The 19,515-nt window shown below is 56.9% G+C and carries 22 protein-coding genes and 1 pseudogene; 22 read left to right on the forward strand and 1 reads right to left on the reverse strand.

The genetic code is table 11. The features are described 5' to 3' along the window. Positions 1-6: 6 nt before the first annotated feature. The 11 genes and pseudogenes from IPN92_03985 to IPN92_04035 all read left to right on the forward strand — a co-directional run bounded on the left by IPN92_03985 (position 7) and on the right by IPN92_04035 (position 10,296). Positions 7-741 carry an FAD-dependent oxidoreductase gene (locus IPN92_03985; protein ID MBK8637466.1) on the forward strand — a complete coding sequence of 245 codons (735 nt, stop codon included), beginning with the start codon at positions 7-9 and terminating at the stop codon, positions 739-741. A gap of 35 nt (positions 742-776) precedes the next feature. Continuing rightward, complete coding sequence (rfbG, locus tag IPN92_03990) at positions 777-1,904, forward strand: CDP-glucose 4,6-dehydratase (GenBank protein ID MBK8637467.1); 1,128 nt, start codon at positions 777-779, stop codon at positions 1,902-1,904. After that, positions 1,894-2,472: a dTDP-4-dehydrorhamnose 3,5-epimerase gene (rfbC, locus tag IPN92_03995; protein MBK8637468.1), complete on the forward strand. Its 579-nt coding sequence runs from the start codon at positions 1,894-1,896 to the stop codon at positions 2,470-2,472. Before rfbG ends, rfbC begins: the two co-directional genes overlap by 11 nt. Then, positions 2,469-3,377, forward strand: coding sequence for an NAD(P)-dependent oxidoreductase (locus tag IPN92_04000; GenBank protein ID MBK8637469.1), 909 nt, complete (start codon positions 2,469-2,471; stop codon positions 3,375-3,377). The genes rfbC and IPN92_04000 overlap by 4 nt, the downstream gene beginning before the upstream one ends. 216 nt (positions 3,378-3,593) lie before the next feature. After that, positions 3,594-3,983, forward strand: coding sequence for a hypothetical protein (locus IPN92_04005; GenBank protein MBK8637470.1), 390 nt, complete (start codon positions 3,594-3,596; stop codon positions 3,981-3,983). A gap of 17 nt (positions 3,984-4,000) precedes the next feature. Beyond that, a complete protein-coding gene (locus IPN92_04010; protein MBK8637471.1) occupies positions 4,001-5,116 on the forward strand; it encodes a glycosyltransferase family 2 protein in 1,116 nt (371 codons plus the stop codon). A gap of 25 nt (positions 5,117-5,141) precedes the next feature. Next, complete coding sequence (locus IPN92_04015; GenBank protein MBK8637472.1) at positions 5,142-6,617, forward strand: oligosaccharide flippase family protein; 1,476 nt, start codon at positions 5,142-5,144, stop codon at positions 6,615-6,617. Positions 6,618-6,797: 180 nt separating this feature from the next. Beyond that, positions 6,798-7,745, forward strand: a pseudogene (locus IPN92_04020) (IS481 family transposase). 181 nt (positions 7,746-7,926) lie between these two features. Then, positions 7,927-8,646: an FkbM family methyltransferase gene (locus tag IPN92_04025; GenBank protein ID MBK8637473.1), complete on the forward strand. Its 720-nt coding sequence runs from the start codon at positions 7,927-7,929 to the stop codon at positions 8,644-8,646. Between the two features lie 281 nt (positions 8,647-8,927). Next, positions 8,928-9,902, forward strand: coding sequence for a transposase (locus IPN92_04030; GenBank protein ID MBK8637474.1), 975 nt, complete (start codon positions 8,928-8,930; stop codon positions 9,900-9,902). A gap of 4 nt (positions 9,903-9,906) precedes the next feature. Continuing rightward, entirely contained in the window at positions 9,907-10,296 is a 390-nt protein-coding gene (locus tag IPN92_04035) for a hypothetical protein (protein ID MBK8637475.1), read from the forward strand. Between the two features lie 103 nt (positions 10,297-10,399). Here IPN92_04035 and IPN92_04040 read toward each other — a convergent pair whose 3' ends face one another. Beyond that, positions 10,400-10,714 (reverse strand): hypothetical protein, encoded by a 315-nt coding sequence (locus tag IPN92_04040; protein MBK8637476.1) that lies wholly within the window; start codon positions 10,712-10,714, stop codon positions 10,400-10,402. 61 nt (positions 10,715-10,775) lie between these two features. Here IPN92_04040 and IPN92_04045 point away from each other — a divergent pair, with 61 nt between their 5' ends. From IPN92_04045 to IPN92_04095, 11 genes are all read left to right on the forward strand, one after another. After that, positions 10,776-11,261: a hypothetical protein gene (locus IPN92_04045; protein ID MBK8637477.1), complete on the forward strand. Its 486-nt coding sequence runs from the start codon at positions 10,776-10,778 to the stop codon at positions 11,259-11,261. A gap of 22 nt (positions 11,262-11,283) precedes the next feature. After that, positions 11,284-11,688, forward strand: coding sequence for a hypothetical protein (locus IPN92_04050; GenBank protein MBK8637478.1), 405 nt, complete (start codon positions 11,284-11,286; stop codon positions 11,686-11,688). Between the two features lie 16 nt (positions 11,689-11,704). Further along, entirely contained in the window at positions 11,705-12,031 is a 327-nt protein-coding gene (locus IPN92_04055; GenBank protein MBK8637479.1) for a hypothetical protein, read from the forward strand. Further along, entirely contained in the window at positions 12,028-13,035 is a 1,008-nt protein-coding gene (locus IPN92_04060) for a glycosyltransferase (protein MBK8637480.1), read from the forward strand. The genes IPN92_04055 and IPN92_04060 overlap by 4 nt, the downstream gene beginning before the upstream one ends. A gap of 352 nt (positions 13,036-13,387) precedes the next feature. Continuing rightward, positions 13,388-14,185, forward strand: coding sequence for a DUF268 domain-containing protein (locus IPN92_04065; GenBank protein ID MBK8637481.1), 798 nt, complete (start codon positions 13,388-13,390; stop codon positions 14,183-14,185). A gap of 32 nt (positions 14,186-14,217) precedes the next feature. After that, positions 14,218-14,466, forward strand: a complete 249-nt coding sequence (locus tag IPN92_04070; GenBank protein ID MBK8637482.1) for a hypothetical protein — start codon at positions 14,218-14,220, stop codon at positions 14,464-14,466. Between the two features lie 87 nt (positions 14,467-14,553). Then, positions 14,554-15,444 carry an alpha-1,2-fucosyltransferase gene (locus IPN92_04075; GenBank protein ID MBK8637483.1) on the forward strand — a complete coding sequence of 297 codons (891 nt, stop codon included), beginning with the start codon at positions 14,554-14,556 and terminating at the stop codon, positions 15,442-15,444. A 97-nt stretch (positions 15,445-15,541) separates the two neighbouring features. Then, positions 15,542-16,729 carry a glycosyltransferase gene (locus IPN92_04080; GenBank protein ID MBK8637484.1) on the forward strand — a complete coding sequence of 396 codons (1,188 nt, stop codon included), beginning with the start codon at positions 15,542-15,544 and terminating at the stop codon, positions 16,727-16,729. After that, entirely contained in the window at positions 16,719-17,072 is a 354-nt protein-coding gene (locus IPN92_04085; protein MBK8637485.1) for a class I SAM-dependent methyltransferase, read from the forward strand. Before IPN92_04080 ends, IPN92_04085 begins: the two co-directional genes overlap by 11 nt. Then, a complete protein-coding gene (locus IPN92_04090; GenBank protein MBK8637486.1) occupies positions 17,069-18,094 on the forward strand; it encodes a glycosyltransferase in 1,026 nt (341 codons plus the stop codon). Before IPN92_04085 ends, IPN92_04090 begins: the two co-directional genes overlap by 4 nt. A gap of 9 nt (positions 18,095-18,103) precedes the next feature. Continuing rightward, complete coding sequence (locus tag IPN92_04095; protein ID MBK8637487.1) at positions 18,104-19,486, forward strand: hypothetical protein; 1,383 nt, start codon at positions 18,104-18,106, stop codon at positions 19,484-19,486. Positions 19,487-19,515 lie beyond the last annotated feature (29 nt).

Raw genomic sequence — 19,515 nt, forward strand, 5'->3', positions numbered from 1 at the left:
TCCCCCATGCCCATCCGTTTCCAAGCCACCGTCGACCAAGCGATCCGCCACACCCCCAACGTGGCCACCTACCGTCTACGCTCGGAAAAACGCCTACCGCGCTTTACCCCCGGCCAGTTCATCCACCTGTCCGTGGAGCCGTTCGACCCCGCCGGCTTCTGGCCCGACAGCCGCGTCTTCTCCGTCGCCAACGCCGTCGCCGACCGCCACACCGTCGAGTTGACCATCAGCCGTCAAGGCGCCTACACCAGCAACATCCTCGACCGGCTCCAGTCAGGTGACCAAGTCTGGGCCAAAGGCCCATACGGCGACTTCACCATCGACGCCAGCCACGGCTACCCTCGCGCCGTCCTTATCGCCGGTGGCACCGGCATCACGCCTTTCTGTGCCTTCATGGACGCAGCGCTCAGCACAGGCGCACTGCCCATTAAACAAGCAACGCTGCACTACGGCGCCCAAACCCCGGACCTGCTCATCTACCGTCACCTCGCCGACCGCTGCGCCGCCGAGGTACCCGGCTTCCAGGTCCGCTACTACGCCGAGCAGGGCGCGGATGGCACTGACAACCGCATTCACCCCGGCCGCATCGACCTCGCAGCAATCCTCCGCGACTGCGCCGACGCCAACAGCACCGCCTTCTATCTCAGCGGCCCCAAGCCCATGATCGAGACCGTCCGCAACTGCCTAACCACCGACTACAACCTAGCCCCCAAACAAGTCCTAATCGACGCCTGGGAATAAAAAGCCCCACACCCTTAAAACTTAACCCCCCTCCCATGGACCTAAAATCAAAATACAACAATCGAACCGTGCTAATAACCGGCCACACCGGCTTCAAAGGGGCCTGGCTCAGCGAATGGCTCCTCATGCTCGGCGCCCGCGTCGTCGGCATCGCTTTACCGCCCAACACCCAGCCAGCCCTATTCGACCAGCTCGGCCTCGCCGATCGCCTTGAGCACCACATCCTCGACATCCGCGACCGCGACGCCCTCGCCCAACGCGTTCTCGCCACTGAGCCCGACTACGTCTTCCATCTCGCCGCCCAGCCGCTCGTGCGCCTGTCCTACGCCGAGCCCGTCGAGACCTACGCCACCAACGTCATGGGCACCGTCCACCTGCTCGACGCCCTGCGCCAGCTCGACGCCCGTTACTGTGCCGATAGCCAAGCCAGCCGCCGCACCTGCGCCGCCGTCTTCATCACCACTGACAAGTGCTACGAAAACCGCGAATGGCTATACGCCTACCGCGAAGACGACGCCCTCGGCGGCTACGACCCCTACAGCTCCAGCAAAGGCGCTGCCGAGTTCGCCATCGCCGCCTACCGCCGCTCCTATTTCAACCCGGATCACCAGTGCGACCCGCCACGCATCGGCATCGCCTCCGCCCGCGCCGGCAACGTCATCGGCGGCGGCGACTGGGCACAAGACCGCATCGTCCCCGACTGCATCCGCCACCTGCAGCGCGACGAGCCCATACCCGTTCGCAATCGGACCGCAACCCGACCCTGGCAGCACGTTCTGGAGCCCCTCGCCGGCTACCTCCAGCTCGCCGCGCGCCAACGCCAAGCTCTGGAGTCAACGGATCCGGCAGCCCTGCAAGCCACCTGCGCCCCATACAACTTCGGACCCGCGCTCAACGCCAACCAAACCGTCAGCGCCTTGGTCGAGCAGATCCTTCAGCTCTGGCCCGGCCGCTGGATTGACCGGTCAGATCCCAACGCGCCCCACGAGGCCAGCCTCCTAAACCTGGCCTGGGACAAGGCATTCCACCAACTTGGTTGGCAGCCACAGTGGGGATTTGGTGAGACGATCGCGCGCACGGTGAACTGGTATCGACGCGCATCTGTAGCGCGTGCGGACTTTCTGGCAATCACGCAATCGGATATCCGGGCCTATGAAGCTTGACATCATCCAGACGGCCATTCCCGGTTGCTACGAGCTGCAACCCAGCGTATTCCAGGATTCGCGCGGTATATTCGTCAAGACCTATCATGCTGATCAGTTTCAGGAATCTGGTTTGCGCACAGATTGGGCCGAGCAGTACTACACCAATTCAGCCCCCGGTGTTCTGCGCGGCCTGCACTTTCAGCTGCCGCCGCGCGACCACGCCAAGCTGGTCTATTGCATCGCGGGCCGGGTGCTCGATGTCGCCGTCGATCTTCGCGTGGGCTCGCCCAGTTATGGCCGGTACGTCAAACTTGAGCTGAGTGCCGCCCGCGGCAACATGATGTATTTGGCGGCAGGCCTGGCCCACGGCTTCTGCACCCAAGACGAGCCCGCCACCCTGGTCTACAACGTCACCTCGATCTACCAGCCCGAGGGCGACGCCGGCATCCGCTGGGACTCGGTCAACATCCCCTGGCCGCTGCCGCGACCCTTGCTTTCGGGACGCGACCAGGGCTTCCCCACTCTGGCCGAATTCGACAGCCCATTCGTCTACCAGGCTGAGTATCAGGCGGGGATCAGTGGATGACCCATCGCAGTGCACTGGTAACCGGCGCGACCGGCTTCGTTGGCCGGCATCTGGTCAGACACCTCCTCCGCGAAGGGTGGATGGTTCAGGCCATCGTCCGCCCCGACTCGGATCGCGCGCCGCTGGCCGGGCTGAGCGACAGGCTAAGACTCCACAACCATAACGGCACCACCAATTCGCTCATCGAGCTGTTTCAGACCACACAGCCGTCCGTGGTCTTCCATCTGGCATCGCTCTTCATTTCCGAGCACCAGCCCAAAGACGTGGAGCCGCTCATCCACAGCAATCTGCTATTCGCCACCCAATTAGTCGAGGCGATGACTCTGGCCGGCGTAACGGCGCTCGTCAATACCGGCACCGCCTGGCAGCATTACGAGAATGACGACTACAGCCCGGTCAACCTCTACGCTGCGACCAAGCAGGCCTTCGAGGCCCTGTTGCAATATTACATTGAGGCCCGGGGACTGCGCGTCATCACCCTCAAGCTCCACGACACCTACGGACCGGACGACCCGCGACCTAAGCTCATCAATTTGCTGCGGCGCACGGCAGCAGGAGAGGAGCCGCTTGCTATGAGCGGCGGAGACCAGATGATGGACCTTGTCCATGTGGTTGATGTTGCACGCGCCTTTCTTGTTTCCGCAGAGCGTCTCCAGACTGTGGGGAGTAAGAGTCACGAAAAATATGCCGTTTATTCTGGGGAGGCCCTCGTCCTCCGAGAGTTGGTTGACAAGATCCAGGAGATATCGGGACTACTGCTACCTATCGAATGGGGCGGGCGTCCGTACAGACAACGTGAAGTTATGCAGTTGTGGCAAGGACCGTCTTTACCTGGGTGGGAACCGCAGATTTGCCTCCGGGAGGGCATCGCCCAAACTTTTTCTGAGATCCGTCAAGGTAACTGAAGCGGATGTCGCGGCTGAACCGGCGAGCACAGCAACACGCACCGAATCCCCCCCAAGATCGCGAAGCAAGTAAAACTAAACCAGGATCGCGAAGCACATAAAATTAAACGGTCTGGCGATCAATAAAGTTTTGGATGCCTGTACACCGCAAAAAACAGCTATTCGGCGCTCTCACCCTCCGACAATCGCGAAGTCGTCGGTTGGTGACGAGGGCATTTGACCACGAAACAGATGCGAATCGGCTTGACCGGCAATCTCGGCGCTAAGGGCAAATACGGCATTCTCAAGTCGGTGGCGACTCGCGAGACGTCCCTGCGCAACTCGAGCCATCGCATCCTTATTCATTTCACCCCGAAACATGCCTCGTGGCACAGCGGGTTCGAGATGTGGTTTTCGATCCTCACCCGCACGGTCATCCGTCGCGGCAGCTTCACCTTGGTTGAGGACCCCCAAAATAAGATGTCCGCGTTCATTGACGTTTTCAACGCTAAGATGGCCAATCCGATTCGCTGGACCTATCAGGGCAAACCCCTTGCAGCTCGAGCGACGAGAACGGTCTCGGGATTTCTACAGTGCAGCACTGGTCTGAGCGAAGACCTTAGATAAGGCAGGTAATAAACTCCATGCTAATGGTTATTCCGACTTATAAACGGACCCAATGCCTGCACTGGGTGTTGCAAAGTCTGGTGCAATGCCGAGTAGACAAAATTCCCGAAGCGATTCGAGTTTTGGTGGTGAATAACTACCCGCCAGCGGCGGATGAAATAGCCAGGGTTGTGGGTAAGTTTGCTGAATACACTCGGTTTGATTGGCAGATTATATTTCGTGAAAAGACCCTGATTCCCGTCGAGAGTTGGTATTCAGCGATATCGGAAAACGCTTTGCCGGATGAAGTGGTGTTTCTACATGGTGATGACGACATCTTCTGTCCTGATGCTTTAGTGGACAGATATAATGCTATCGTTGCATCTAATGCAGATATGCTACTTTCGCGCGCATTGAGCCGAATCATATTTGATTTTGATAAAGCTTGTGTTCTTTTGGACATGTCTGAGTATCCAGTAAGCGGCGTTGGTCGGAACAGGCCTACAGCTAACTTGACAATAGCGGATGTGATTAAGTGGGGTCCTGCATTCATCGGGTCCCACACATACCGTAATACAAAAAAAATTCAACAAGCTCTAGATAAGTGTTTTGAGTGGTGCAATAGCCAGAGTTTTCTTGACTGGAATACGCGAACACTGATGCTGCCGTTCTATCTGCCTACATCTGTATTACACGTTGAGGGCCAAGTGTCTGGGCTAGATGAGGTGTGTGTATTAAGGGGAGGGGATAAAAATGAACTGAATGCTTCCAGATTTGGTGTACCAGGCTGGAATTCTGGATTTCTGACGCTGGCTGCCCTAGATGTGTTCAAGAATACCGAGTTGCTCGGATATAAAGAGCTTGATAGTACAAGACGTAAACTTAGGAGAATGGCCATCCAATGGTTTGCGACGTATTACTTTGATAACTCAATACCTAAAGAAAAACTAAATACATTAATAAGAAAAACTGAGCTAGGCTTAGGGGTTAGCGATTTTTTTGACTTGGCAAATGGGGTGCGTCTGGTTGTTGGGGAGATATCTGGTTTGCGTGCCTACAGGCTTAACAGCCGTATGAAAAACTGTAATGTAATGCCGATTAAATTGTTTCTCGAAGTCTTATCATCGCGTCATCATGGCTGCGTCCGTGCGTAGCCGAACGAGAACAACTCGATGGAATGTGTTCTTCCATTACTTCACTATTCTCTACGCCATACTCTCCGGCGTGGTCTTGGTGCCTCTGTATCTTCAATTCCTCTCACTGGATGTTTATGGCGCTTGGCTGGCGGCAAGTAATGTTATCGCCTGGATGTCGATAGTGGACCCGGGTCTCTCAAGCGTCATCATGCAGAAAGCCAGTGTGGCCTATGGTCGGGAAGATGCGGCGGCGCTCAACGGGTTGCTGACTAATGGTGTTGTTCTGAGTTTGTTGCTTGCTTTAGTCGTAGTCGGGGCTGGCTGGGCTGCAGCCCCGTATTTAATGAGCTTACTAAACCTCGATACTTCGGCATCCTATACGCAACTACTGCCAGCCTTCTTGATGGCGGTACTGGGAACAGCGCTGTTGATCTTTTCCTATGGCATCACAGCCTTTAACCAGGGTTTGCAAAGCAGCCTGGGGATTGGTCTCGTCTTCATGGTCACTCAATTGGCTAGCCTTGTCTTAACGGTCTGGCTGTTTTACGAGGGCTGGGGCTTGATGGCTTTGGCACTCCCCATGGTTTTCCGGGGGGCGGGCCTGTTGCTCGGCAATATGATTTATTTGGCATGGCGTGCCGCTACTGATGGCCTGCGCTTGCGACCGTCCTTCGCCGGCTTCCGTGAGCTCACCCGTCTCATGACCTATACTTTTCTGGGCAAAGCGGTGGGGACGATCGCGGCTAGCATGGATGCACTGATCGTCACCCGCTACCTTGGTCCGGAAGCCGCCCCGGTCTACATGTTGACTCGGAAAGTACCTGATCTCAGCCGGACCTTTCTGGAACGTCCAGCGATGGCTTTTATGCCTGCCATAGGTTCCTTGTGGGGTACAGGCGACACCGAGCGGACATACGCGGTGCTGTTGAGGCTAATGCAAATCATCCTCTGGATTATGGGGCTGGTCGGAGTGGGCTTCTGGCTGCTGAACGGAGCGTTCATCAAGCTTTGGGTAGGCGCGGACCTCTATGCGGGGTCACTGGTCAATAGCCTGATTATTCTACAGATTATGGTCCTGGTCTTCGCGAGCGCCCTGTCGAGCCTGTGTTACGCCCTCGGTAACATCAAAGGCAATAGCATCGCGCAGTTGATCCAGGGGCTGGTGTCAATTCCGCTCATGATCGTTGGCGCGCATTACCATGGGCTTGTTGGCGTGGTTGTGGCGCCGATCATAGCGACACTACTGGTGTCCGGACTGTACTATCCCCGGGTCTTTGTTCGATTGTTACAAATCGGTCGCCGCGACGTCAGTGCCTATTTGCATGAATCCATCCGTGTCGTCGCTGCCGCCCTACTAACCGCATGGGTCTTTAGCCGCTGGAGCGAACCAGACCAGTGGTGGTCATTCACCGCAGTGGTCCTAGCCATGACGTCGAGTTATGCGCTGATATTGCTGAGCTTATCACCCGAGTCGCGGCGAGAATACCGGGGCGTGTGGCGCCGGTTGTGGTCATGCTGATTGAAAAGATTATCCATACCCATGCCGCTAAGTGTCCAGCCCCGTGTGATTATATTCCGAGATGAAGTTATCCGTTATTCTCAGCGAGGGACGTTCTGCGCACCCTTAGGGAAGCGGTTAAACGCACCCGTCACGCCACGCGCAAGACCAGGGCAACGACTGACCGGAGACCGGCGAACCATGAATCTGAACCTGCATAAAAACGCGCGCACCACCCCGGCCATTCGCCAGGAGTTGCGTGAATCCACCCAGTCGGAACGGGAACTGGCCCGCGAGTACCACCTGAACCGCGCCACGGTGCGTAAATGGCGGCGCCGCGACAACGATCAGGATGCCTCCCATCGTCCTCATCGTCTGCACACGACCCTGACACCCGCCCAAGCGTTAGTGGTCATCGAGTTGCGTAAAACCTTGCTCCTGCCCCTGGATGACCTGCTGGCGGTGACGCGCGAGTTCCTCAATCCCGAGGTTTCGCGTTCGGGCCTAGATCGCTGCCTGCGGCGGCATGGCGTCTCCAATCTCCAGGCGCTGATGCCCCAGCCGGAAGGCGACGAGCAACCGCAGAAAACTTTTAAGGATTATGAGCCTGGCTTTGTCCATGTCGATGTCAAGTATCTACCGCAGATGCCGGATGAAGAGGCGCATCGCTATCTGTTCGTCGGCATCGATCGCGCCTCACGCTGGGTGTATGTCGAGATTCTCGGCGAGAAAACGGCAGCGAATGCGGCCGCCTTTTTCCAGCGACTCATCACTAAAGCGCCCTTCACGGTGCAAAAAGTGTTGACCGATAACGGCAAGGAATTTACCGATCGCTTTTGCGCCACCGGCGAACGCGATCCCACTGGGCGCCATCGCTTCGACCGCGCCTGCGCGCAACACGACATCGACCACCGCCTCATCCAGCCCCGTCATCCCCAGACCAAGGGCAGGGTCGAACGCTTTAATGGCCGCATCAGCGCGGTGCTGGCGACCACCCGCTTCGATTCAGCCCAGAGTCTGGAGGACACCCTGAGCCGCTACGTGCGCCTATATAATCATCAGATTCCCCAGCGTGCGTTAGGGCATATGGCGCCCGTTCAGGCCCTGCAAGACTGGCAGGAGAAGCGCCCGGGATTGTTTAAAAAGAAGGTATGCAATCTTACGGGTCTTGATAGGCAGGGGGTTGCGGGAGATCGAGCCCATGCCGGACGAACTACCAGCGCTGGCCGAGCAGCCCTACAACTTGGGTATCTTTATCTTCACCAAGTCGCATTACTGACTAATTCTCTAAAGCCAAACGCAATCGACTAAAGGTTTAGGGAAAAGAGACATGCTATCAAATGTTTTATACCGGTTTTGCCGCCGCTATGTCAATTATGTCAATGGTGAAAATAACGGCGATATCCGTACTAATGGCGAACTACGGTGGTTACGAGAAGCCCTTCCGCAATGTTCGACAGTCTTCGATGTAGGTGCAAACAACGGTGACTGGGCATCATTGGCATTGCAGATTAATTCAACCGTGAATATTCATTGCTTCGAGCCAAGCCTGAATACCTTTAAGCAATTGCGAGAAAATCTCAGTGCCCGCTCAGCACGCGTTACATTTAATCCATTCGGTCTGAGTGCGGCCCATGAGATAAGAACACTACACGTCTTCGGTGACTGTGCTGGAACCAACTCACTCTACCCGCGTGAGGGACTCCCCATTCATCAATCCAAATCGGAAACCGTGGATCTCGAAACCCTGGATCAGTATTGCCAGGACCGAGGATTGGAGCGCGTCGATCTGCTGAAAATCGATGTTGAAGGCCACGAATTGAGCGTTCTGCAGGGTGCTGCGCGGATGCTTGAGCAAGGACTGATCGAGCGAATCCAATTTGAATACGGGGGAACCTTTATTGACGCCCGGATTCTGTTGAAAGACCTTTTCGATATTCTCACCCCGTTTGACTATCATCTTTACAAGATTCATCCCAATCGCTTGGTTGCCGCGGACCGCTATGAGCAGCGCTTCGAGAATTTTCAGTATCAAATTGGGTCGCGCTAAAGCTCAGGACATTATGAATATCGGCTTGGACGATTAGCCGGCAGGCATGAACTGCCTTCTTGCCCATGGACAGGCAGGGTTGACTGGGGGAACTGATTAGGTGTCCCGCCCCGGATGATTATATCCCCCGGAAGAGTTACCCTCTCTTCCTAGCCCGGGAGGTGCTGGAGGAGCTCGCCGCCGGGGGAGACGCAGGGAGCCCTGAGGGCGAGCGCAGTCTCCCCCGGCGGCGGCACGCCGTCCCGGGGGTCGCCGAACCGTCACGATGCCAGAGATCGCCCATGCAGCTTCGCCTTCACAAGAACGCCCGTACCACCCCCGCCATGCGCCGGGAGCTGCGCGCGTCGACGCTGCCGATCGCCGAGTTGGCGCGCCGCTCTGGGTTGAGCAAGCCGACCGTGCGCAAGTGGCGCCGCCGCGAGGACAGCGCCGACCGCTCCCATACCCCGCACCGCTTGCAGACGACCCTGAGCGCCCCGCAGGAGGCGATCGTGGTGGCGCTGCGCCGAACGCTGCTGCTGCCCTTGGACGACCTCTTGGCGGTGACGCGCGAATTCGTCTGCGGGCGTTTCGCGCTCGGGACTCGACCGCGCTTGCGCCGCCACGGAGTCTCCGACTTGAAGGTCCTGCTGCCGCGCGAGGAGACCGCCAAGGCCGCGCCCAAGCCGTTCAAGGACTACGCGCCCGGGTTCGTGCCTGTCGACGTGAAATATCTGCCGCAGATGCCCGACGAGGACAGCCGCCGCTACCTCTTCGCCGCCATCGACCGCGCCACCCGCTGGGTCTACGTCGAGGTCCTCCCGGAGAAGTCCGCCGCCGGCGCCCAGGGTTTCCTCGAGCGTCTCCTCGCCGCCGCTCCCTTCAAGATCGCCAAGCTCCTCACCGACAACGGCAAGGAGTTTACCGTCCGCTTCTGCGCCGCCGGCGAACGCGAGCCGACGGGCAGGCACCCGTTCGACAGGGTCTGTGCCGCGCACCGCATCGAGCACCGGCTCATCAAGCCCGCCCACCCGCAGACCAACGGCATGATCGAACGCTTCAACGGGCGCATCGGCGAGGTGCTCGCGACCCGCCGCTTCCGCTCCGGGGAGCATCTCGAAGACACCCTGATCCGCTATGTCGCCACCTACAACGCCCAAATCCCGCAACGCGCCCTCGACCATCTCAGCCTCGTCGAGGCACTACGGAAACGGCAGGAAAAGCGACCGGAGCTGTTCGTTTCCGAGATAAACAATCTCCCGGGGCTTGACAATTAGGAAAATGGACCTAAAGATCATCGTGCGAATTAAGGGCGGGATTGGGAATCAACTTTTTTGTTATGCGGCGGCGCGTCGCCTGTCGCTCGTGTCGCAAGTTGAATTGATTCTCGATGACGTCACCGGGTTCGTCCGCGACCATCGCTATCGACGGGCCTATGCGCTCGATCATTTCGCCATTCCATGTCGGAAAGTCACTCCGAGCGAGCGGATGGAACCCTTCGAGCGGGGGCGCCGCGCCCTCGCCAAATGGCTGGCGCGACGCCGGCCGCTGGCGGAACGTCGCTATATCGAACAGCAGGGGAATGGGTTCGATGAGCGCCTGTTGACTCTCATGCCACGCGGGACCGTTTATCTCGATGGCCAACGGTGTCCGGTTTGCCCCTCCTGGTGACCGCAAAGCTATCCCGTTTGACCGCCTAGGAAGAGCCGAGAGGCCACCCCAGCGGAATTTGGCATTTTCACCGCGCGTCGAGAGAGCAGCGTCAGCCGCATCCCTAGGCGTCCCGATTATTTTCACCCTGGCCCAAAAAAGACTTGACAAGAGGCTGGCAATATGCTCGCATTTTCTGTTGAAAAACAGTAATATACGGTAGCTTGCCATGTTCAATCGTCTCCAGACCCTGATGCACCGCCTCACCGATAACACCGTCCTGGCTGACCTGCTCGATCCCGTCTCCCGGGCCCTGGCGCGGGTGCGCCAGGCGGCCGTGGGCCGCACCCTGACGATGCCGGATTTCATCGCCTTGGGGGTGCTCCGGCAACTGCAGGGGATGCCGACCCTGCGCGAGCAGGTGCAGACCTTGCTGCATCTGGACCCTGGCGGTCCTCCCGGATCGCCTGGCGAGCATTCCGGGTCTGGGGGATCGGCCGGTGCGGGCCATCGATGGCACCTACCAGGCCGAGAGTGCCCATTGCCGGCGGCGCACGCCCCGCCAGGGCGGCGAGGACAATCCCAAGGGCCATGCCTTGCTGAGCTTTTACAATCTGCGCCTGGGGGTGCCGGAAGACGTCCGGGTCGACACCCGGAGCCGCCACGAAACCCGGATCTTGCGCGACTATGATCAGGACGCCCAGGCCCTGACGCGTGAGCGCCGCGGCTTATGGCTGGTGGATCGGGCCTTTATCGATGCCCCCTTCTGGGATGCCAAGCAGCGGGCGCTGCAGGTGACCATGATCACACGCATGAAAAGCAACCTGAGCGTGGATGCGACCGAGGGCCTACCCATCGCCGATGACCCGGCCAACGCGGGCGTGATGAAAGACCTGCGCGTCACCTTGTCAAGTTCGCGGGAGGACCTGGCGCCTCATCACCTACCGCGCCCGCCGCGGCGGGGAGTGGCAATTCCTCACCAATGACTTCAGCCTGCTACCCGGCGTGGTGGCCTTTCTCTACTTCCGCCGCTGGGAGGCAGAAAAGTGCTTTGATACCTGGAAAAATGACTTCGCCCAGGCCAAGGCCTGGGGTAAGGGCCGGGTGGCTATCGCCAATCAGGCGCAGCTGGCCATCATCACCAGCCTGCTGGTGGCCATCCTCCTCCACACCCGCCTGGGCGCCGCCGGGGCCCAGGATGAGAAGGCCTGGGCCAAACAGGAAAAGCGGCAGAAGGCGAAGTTAGAAGACCCGGATGGTACCGATCGCCCGGACTGGACGGCCCCCTTGTTCCGCTATACCACCAAGGTGAGCCGCCAGGTCCTGCGGTTCTTTAAACTGTGTTTCCTCAAAACAGCCTCGCCAGGGCTCTATGAACGCGAGATAGGGCCTATGCTGAAGGCCTACCTATGACCTTAACCGGACACCGTTGCTCGATGGCCTTTGGCGGGACGAGCGACATTTCGCCGATGTCGCTGAGGCGGTGCGTGCTGATCTCGCGTTCAGGCGGATGCCGTCGGACCGTGATCGGGATCTGGCCCGGCGCATGAATGGGTATCAGTCGGTCGCCCTGCATGTGCGCTGGTTTGATTCACCGGCCACGCCGTCGCCCCATCACAACCTCGGCGCGGAGTATTACCAGCAGGCTGTGCAAGAGATTGAGCGTCGAATTCCATGGCCGCACTATTTTCTGTTTTCCGATGACGTGGCGGCGGCCGCCCGGAAACAAAATTTTTTTCGGAGACAAGAGGCATGACCGCTTACAAAGAATCTGACGTTTCTCTTTTAATTCCTGTCTATCGTCCCGGCCCCTTTTTTCGCGCCACATTGGAAAGCGCCTTGGCAACATCAGTCGGAGAGATAATTGTCTCAATTAATGACGCCTACCAATATCCCGTAACCGAATTTGATGATATTTTGTTAAACCCCCGACTTAATGTTATTAGACAAAGTCAGCAACTAGGGCTCTGGGGTAACCATCTCTATTTGTTAAAAAAATCGACCAGGCCATGGATTAAGTTTCTTCACGGGGATGACAAAATAACCCACGGGTTTCTCCAAGTCATGCTCGATCATGTCGATGAACGGGTCTCCGTAATCGGCACTGTCGTTTTTTGTGAAAATTTGAACACGGGCTTCGGGAAATTTATTTTCCGCATGGACGCACCTAAACGATGGACATCAAACGATTATATGCAAAGGGTTTGCGTGACCGGAAACGAGCTGGGCACCCCGAGTTCGACGCTGTATCGCCGAGAAATTCTTGACATCAGTGCCGGAGCCTGGCTCGATACTATGAGTTGCGACTACGTTAATAATATTATTGCCGCCTCCAGAGGCGATGTGGTACTCCTCCCCCCTGGCGGGATTATTTCCGGCGATCATGAGATGCGGGACTCGCAAATACAAGGACTGAATTCTATCGTTATTAGGAGCTTAAATACTGCAAGCTACTTGTCCCGGTTCCCCGACGCACGGGTGCGCAAGTTCGGTAGAGTCCACGGCGTCGTCGAAGGGCTGGGTCTTTATCGGGTCATTGCAGGCATGCTCCGGCGAGGCAAACTGGGCGCCGTCAAGTATCTTGGTAGTGCTACAGCCATGACGGCAAAATACCTCACACAGTCCTTGTTAGCGCACGATGATGATGTTCGTGTCATTAAGAACGCAATTAAATGGAAGTATGATAGCCAGAAATACGGACCACGGCTAGGTCGGGACTTGGGTCGGGACTTGAGTGGTTACGAGAAATTTATAAACTAGTCTGGGATATCAACGCCGTTTTAAAGTCCATGTTGAGTCTGATGCGCTACAAAAATTTCAGCTATATCTTATCATTATTCAGCGCTCAGCGGCGGGTCGGTATTATGAAGCATAATGGTGTTGAAGAGAAAGTTAAAAAAATTCCGGTTGGGCTAGGTGCGCAGACTAATAGTTCTCAGATTTGGCTATTTTTAGATTGTCGAGACAATTACCGGTGCATATTTAAATTTGTGAAAATAAGGAGACTGGCGGTGACGCATAGGGGCTTACGGATGGCGGCAATGCGCGATAGGGAACGAGGCTTTGGGTCGCCACAAGCCAACCATTTTCGGGGCAGAATAGATGAAATAGCATGCTGTTAAAACCAACCATCATCAAACTACATCGCATCATCAGCCAGTTCGGCCTTGATCCGTTGAGATTTGCTCGGTCGATGCGTGGCCTTCCGGGCTTCATCCACGACTGGCGGCTGTTTCGCCAAGGGTATGCGGGGCGGTTGACATTGGTCCCATGCCTGCACGACTGGTTCGAAGAAGGCGGGACCACTAGGAGCGAATACTTCTGGCAGGATTTGTTAGTGGCGCGATCGATCCACGAAGCCAAGCCGGAACGGCATGTGGACGTTGGCTCGCGGGTAGACGGATTTGTCGCTCATGTGGCCAGCTTTCGGGAGATAGAGGTGTTCGATGTGCGACCCATCCCCTCCCTGGTACCGGGCGTCGTCTTCCGTCAAGCGGATCTGATGGATGCGCGCTCCATGCCCAGTGATGTTGCGGGGGGGTACTGCGACTCTCTCTCTTGCCTGCACGCGCTGGAGCACTTTGGTCTGGGCCGCTACGGTGATCCGATCAATCCTCGCGGTTACGAGCAGGGCATCGCCAACATGGTGAAACTCCTGAAGCCGGGTGGGACTCTCTACCTCTCCACACCGATTGGGCGCGAACGTGTTGAGTTTAACGCCAACTGGGTGTTTGACCCGCGCACCATTCTGAACCTCGCCGAATCGAACCAGATGAAGTTGCAGCGGCTGGTAACTTTCAACCCCGTCAGTGGGTTACGGGAGATCCAGCCCAACGATGCGGACTTGGTGGACTTGGCGACCAGTCACTATCATCTTGGTATTTTTATCTTCATCAAATCACCTTGCTGACTGGTTCTTTATCAGATGTTGATTGCCACGAATTGAGCGTTCTGCAGGGTGCGGCCCGCATGCTTGAGCAAGAACGGATCGAGCGAATCCAGTTTGAATACGGGGGAACCTTCATTGACGCCCGGATTCTGTTGAAAGACCTTTTCGATATTCTCACCCCGTTTGACTATCATCTTTACAAGATTCATCCCAATCGCTTGGTTGCCGCGGACCGCTATGAGCAGCGCTTCGAGAATTTTCAGTATCAAAATTGGGTCGCGCTAAAGCTCCGGACATTATGAATATCGGCTTGGACGATTAGCCGGCAGGCATGAACTGCCTTCTTGCCCATGGACAGGCAGGGTTGACTGGGGGAACTGATTAGGAAAATGGACCGAAAGATCATCGTGCGAATTAAGGGCGGGATTGGGAATCAACTATTTTGTTATGCGGCGGCGCGTCGCCTGGCGCTCGTGTCGCAAGTTGAATTGATTCTCGATGACGTCACCGGGTTCGTCCGCGACCATCGCTATCGTCGGGCCTACGCGCTCGATCATTTTGCCATTCCATGTCGGAAAGCCACCCCGCGCGAGCGGATGGAACCCTTCGAGCGGGGGCGCCGCGCCCTCGCCAAATGGCTGGCGCGACGCCGGCCGCTGGCGGAACGTCGCTACATCGAACAGCAGGGGAATGGCTTTGATGAAAGCCTGTTAACCCTTGTTCCACACGGGACCGTTTATTTGGATGGCCTTTGGCAGGATGAGCGACACTTCGCCGATGTGGCTGGGACGGTGCGCACCGATCTCGCGTTCAGGCGGACGCCGTCGGACCGTGATCGGGAACTCGCCAGGCGCATGGATGGATGTCAGTCAGTCGCCTTGCATGTGCGCTGGTTTGATTCACCGACCACGCCGTCGCCCGATCACAACCTTGGCGCGGAGTATTACCAGCAGGCCGTGCAAGAGATCGAGCGTCGAATTCCATGGCCGCATTATTTCCTATTTTCCGATGACGTGGCGGCGGCCGCCCGGAAACTGGAAATCCCGCGGGACAGAGTGACACTGGTCGATCACAACGAGGGCGATGATGGGGCGATCCTCGATTTGTGGCTGATGAGTTGCTGCCAGCATTTCATCCTGGCTAACAGCACGTTTAGTTGGTGGGGGGCGTGGTTATCGGCTCATCGCGATGGCATTCGACTGATGCCCGGCGGAATACCGGGTCTGCGGCGGGCGTCGGTATGGCGGGGTCGCGCGGGCTGGGCTCCCGAAACGCCATGATGATGTCGGCCCTCCGCCGCCGCGAGGATGATGGGCTCAGGGGCGACGGTGCAGATTCCGCGTGCGGCCAGGTTTACATTGGAGTCGTCAGCACTGGATGAAGAAGAAACGTTATTCCCTAGGTATCCTTCAGTCGCACCCGACGCAGTTCGATGGCCCTTTGTTCCGTGTGATCACGAATCAACCGGATATCGATCTGACGGTTTATTACTTTAGTCGTGGCGCGAGTGTTCCATCCTACGACCGGGAAATCAACCGTCGCTCGGGCTGGGATCATGACATCACCTCGGGCTACCGATATCTCATCCTGTCGAATTCGTGGCTCAAGCGGCTTCGCGAGTTGTGGGGGATGTGTGCCGGCAATCGTCACGACCTGCTTGTGATCGCGGGATATAATTTCCCGATCACTTTGGGGGCCGCAATGCTGAGTCGAGTCGCAGGGACTTGGACGGGGCTGCGGGCCGACAGCGTGGTGACCCATCCACCGAGATCACCGTTGTCGATGGCGAAGAATCTCTTGCTCAGGCTGCTCCTCCGTCTTTATAAGACGGGCCATCCGACGGGGACCCTGGCAAGGCGCCGCATGACTCATTGCGGCATCGCCGCCGACGCCTTGTTCGAGTTTCCTTATGCGGTCGACCATGACTATCTGCGGAATCGCTGGGAACGCTTTGTCCCGGATCGAGTGGCCCTGCGCCATGCGATGGGCATCCAGGCCGAGGATTTCGTGGTGCTGGGAATCGCGAAGTTTGTGGCGCGCGAAGATCCGTTGACGTTGGTGCGGGCCTACCACAAGGTCGGTGAGCGTAACCCTAATGTGCATTTGATTCTAGTGGGCGATGGCGTTCTCAATACCGATATTCGTGATCTTGTCGCACGGTCAAATCTTCGTGGGGTCCATTTACCAGGTTATGTCGACTATAGTGAGCTGCCGAAGTACTTCGCCCTAGCCGATGTCTTCGTCCACCCCGCCGTATGGGAACCTTGGGGGGTGTCGGTCAACGAAGCGATGGTGTGTGGTCTGCCCGTGATCGCCGCCGATAGCGTGGGCGCTGGCGTGGACTTGATTCAGCCGGGGCAAACCGGCGCGGTCTTCGCCGCCGGCGACACGAACGCGCTGGCGGGGGAGATCGAGCATCTCGTTCGCGATCCTGACCTGGCGCGCGGCATGGGGTCGAGGGCGCGGGCGGTCGTGGCAGACTGGGGGTATCAGCGGACTTTGAGTGAGCTGCGGAAGGCGCTCGATTATGTGATGACGAAACAAGGGGTCCCCAGTGAATCGTAAGGCCACCAACCCCAGAGGGTATCGACAGGTCCTCTACGCCAAATATGTCACCGGAAAAACACATACCCAAAAAATCTTATACGAGCAGGGGGTATATGTGCAAAGGGCCAGGGCAGCCGAAGGGTGTTTCAAGGCCTGTCTACCGACTGATCGAAGCGCGGCGATCCTCGACGTGGGCTGTGGGCATGGTAACTTTCTATTCATGCTGGAGCAGCTCGGCTATCGAAACCTGGAGGGCGTGGACATGAGCAGCGAGCAACTGGAGCAGGCCGCCGCCATCTGCCAACACGCGCGGCTCCTGTACGATGACGCAGCTATCTGCACGAGGCGAATCGTGTTATGATCAGAATTCTTTTCGTAGGGCCACTCTGGGTTGGAACCACCTCCAGGCAGCGGATGCTCGGGTTCCGTAAACTTGGCTTCGAGGTGGAGCCGGTCGACACGACACCGCCCGATGGACATGCGTTGAAGTCATTGGGCGCACGCCTGGGCCGGCGCATTGGCCTCGATTGGGATCTCGCTGGTGCCAATCAGCGGATACTCGAAGCTGTTAACCGGTGCCCTCCGGAGCTGATCTGGATTGAAAAGGGACTGACCATCAAGCCCAAGGTCCTGTCCGAAATCAAGCAACGGCATCCGGGCATACGCCTCATCGCCTACAGCCCCGATGACATGTTGCTCCCCACCAACCAGTCACGTTCTTACCGACGTTCGATCGCACGCTATGATTGGCATGTCACGCACAAGAGTTTCAACGTCAGCGAGCTAACCGCGCTAGGCGCCAAGCAGGTTTACTACACGACTCAGTCGTTTGACGAGCAGGCTTACTACCCGCGTCAACTGACGGCGAGCGAACAGGAGCAGTGGGGCGCGGATGTCGCTTTCCTAGGTGGGTATGAACAGCCGCGGTTCGAGACCATGTTGGCGGTCGCTCAGATGGGAATCCGGGTAAGAATCTGGGGTCCTGGGTGGGAATGTGCGGCAAAGTCCCATGCCAACCTGGAGGTTCGACCAGGCTGGGTCCAGGCGGAGGATGCCGCAAAAGTGTTTAGTGGGACCAAGATCAATCTACATTATCTGCGTAAGGTCGCGCGCGATCTCCACACTACTCGAAGTGTCGAAATCCCGGCATGTAAGGCGTTCATGTTGGCCGAACGGACCCAGGAACATATTGAGTTGTTCGCGGAGGGCCGCGAGGCCGAGTATTTCGATGATGTCGCCGAACTGATCGCCAAGCTGACTGCGTATCTTCAGAACGATGAGCGCCGTCTTGCGCTTGCCGAGGCCGGTTACCAACGCTGTCAGTCGTCGGGGTATTCCAATCAACGACGGCTCCGCGAAATTCTCGACGTTGTTTGGGCCTAGTAGGGAGCTATGTATCGCTTATTCGGTTCACTCCAAATCCAGATCATTGTGGTTTGCGCGGCCAGCTTGCTCCTCTTGATCCCCAACCCCTATAGCCGATCTCTGATCATACTGGGCTTCGGCGCTTTGCTTTATGCCTGGGAAAAGCGCCTCAAGATGTTGGTCCCCGCGTCACCCGGCGTCATGTTCTGGCTAGGGAATGTCCTTTCGTATATCGTCGGCGGCGTGGGGATGGCAACACTCCAAAACGCTTGGGGCGATTTTGGGCTTCGCTACCTTAATGATGCCCTGCTGTATCTAGGCCTAGGTTTTTCATCCTATCTGCTGGGCGCCTGGATCGCTGGCAAATCGATAATTCCGAAGACCCCCCGTACGCTGTTTCGGGAGTTCAAGTTTCAAGACTGGAAGCTTTCTGCTTTTTGCATCTTGTTCATTGCACCAGTTATTTTAAGCAGTGAAGCCAGAAGCGGTGGCACCTTGTACTATAACCTCATAACTGGCGCCATTCAGTCGATCGAGAGCGTACCGCTCATTCTTCTTGCTATCTATCTGTATGCCGGGCGCACGAAATGGTGGTTGGTTGCCTCACTCCTTGGTGCCGCCTTCGTGGTTCCGATCGAGGGAATGATGATCGGTTATGGGCGAAGCAAATTGATCTTTGCCGTCCTTGCGCTGGCACTTTTATGGTTGGCCTTGCATCAATGGGACGGTATCCGTCTTGCAAAACGTTCCAAATTGATCATTGTATTCCTTCCTGTATTCGTTATTAGCTACTTTGGGGTCATGTCCGCGTATCGCAACAGCGTGCGTTTTGATCGCAACATGTCAACCGAAGCGCGTGGGCAGATATTCCGGGAATCCATACTCAGTACCTCCAGTGATGGATTTGTCATCGAAAGTTTAACAACATTTACGGCTCGACTTGCGCAAGCCGAAGGACTTGAACTGCTGGGCAGTGCACAGTCAGGAAGTATCGAAAAGTATGGCTGGACCGAGGCGGACTTGAAAAATGTCCTTTTCTCTTATGTCCCACAAGTGTTCTTTCCGGAAAAGAACGAAGGATTGGGTCGAGATATCATGGAATATTATGGGTTCACGATTTGGAATAATATTCCACCAACCTTGTTGGCGGATTCATTCAGGCGGTCTGGCGTCCTTGGCGTCATCATCGTCTATCTTTTGATGGGAATGCTCGCTACTTGGATGGCCATATTTTTGAATGACCGCTGGGGAAGCATCGGTCCATTTCTGGCGCTATTTCTTGGTATTTCATCCATGGCATTGGTATCGGCCGATGCAGTGACCCTTTTGCAATTCTATATTTATCGCATGGTAACCAGCGGCGCGGTTACCGTCGCACTCTTATACGTGACCGGCATTACTTCAAGATAGGTTTTTTTGTAGCGGATGCAGTCTGTAGG

Source organism: Chromatiaceae bacterium (assembly GCA_016714645.1).
Classification (GTDB): domain Bacteria; phylum Pseudomonadota; class Gammaproteobacteria; order Chromatiales; family Chromatiaceae; genus M0108.

Bases quoted from the DNA above. Each gene is read 5' to 3' on its own strand.
- IPN92_03985 (MBK8637466.1), top strand. From the start codon at position 7: ATGCCCATCCGTTTCCAAGCCACCGTCGACCAAGCGATCCGCCACACC.
- rfbG (MBK8637467.1), top strand. From the start codon at position 777: ATGGACCTAAAATCAAAATACAACAATCGAACCGTGCTAATAACCGGC.
- rfbC (MBK8637468.1), top strand. From the start codon at position 1,894: ATGAAGCTTGACATCATCCAGACGGCCATTCCCGGTTGCTACGAGCTG.
- IPN92_04000 (MBK8637469.1), top strand. From the start codon at position 2,469: ATGACCCATCGCAGTGCACTGGTAACCGGCGCGACCGGCTTCGTTGGC.
- IPN92_04010 (MBK8637471.1), top strand. From the start codon at position 4,001: ATGCTAATGGTTATTCCGACTTATAAACGGACCCAATGCCTGCACTGG.
- IPN92_04025 (MBK8637473.1), top strand. From the start codon at position 7,927: ATGCTATCAAATGTTTTATACCGGTTTTGCCGCCGCTATGTCAATTAT.
- IPN92_04030 (MBK8637474.1), top strand. From the start codon at position 8,928: ATGCAGCTTCGCCTTCACAAGAACGCCCGTACCACCCCCGCCATGCGC.
- IPN92_04035 (MBK8637475.1), top strand. From the start codon at position 9,907: ATGGACCTAAAGATCATCGTGCGAATTAAGGGCGGGATTGGGAATCAA.
- IPN92_04040 (MBK8637476.1), bottom strand. From the start codon at position 10,714: ATGCAGCAAGGTCTGCACCTGCTCGCGCAGGGTCGGCATCCCCTGCAG.
- IPN92_04060 (MBK8637480.1), top strand. From the start codon at position 12,028: ATGACCGCTTACAAAGAATCTGACGTTTCTCTTTTAATTCCTGTCTAT.
- IPN92_04065 (MBK8637481.1), top strand. From the start codon at position 13,388: ATGCTGTTAAAACCAACCATCATCAAACTACATCGCATCATCAGCCAG.
- IPN92_04075 (MBK8637483.1), top strand. From the start codon at position 14,554: ATGGACCGAAAGATCATCGTGCGAATTAAGGGCGGGATTGGGAATCAA.
- IPN92_04080 (MBK8637484.1), top strand. From the start codon at position 15,542: ATGAAGAAGAAACGTTATTCCCTAGGTATCCTTCAGTCGCACCCGACG.
- IPN92_04090 (MBK8637486.1), top strand. From the start codon at position 17,069: ATGATCAGAATTCTTTTCGTAGGGCCACTCTGGGTTGGAACCACCTCC.
- IPN92_04095 (MBK8637487.1), top strand. From the start codon at position 18,104: ATGTATCGCTTATTCGGTTCACTCCAAATCCAGATCATTGTGGTTTGC.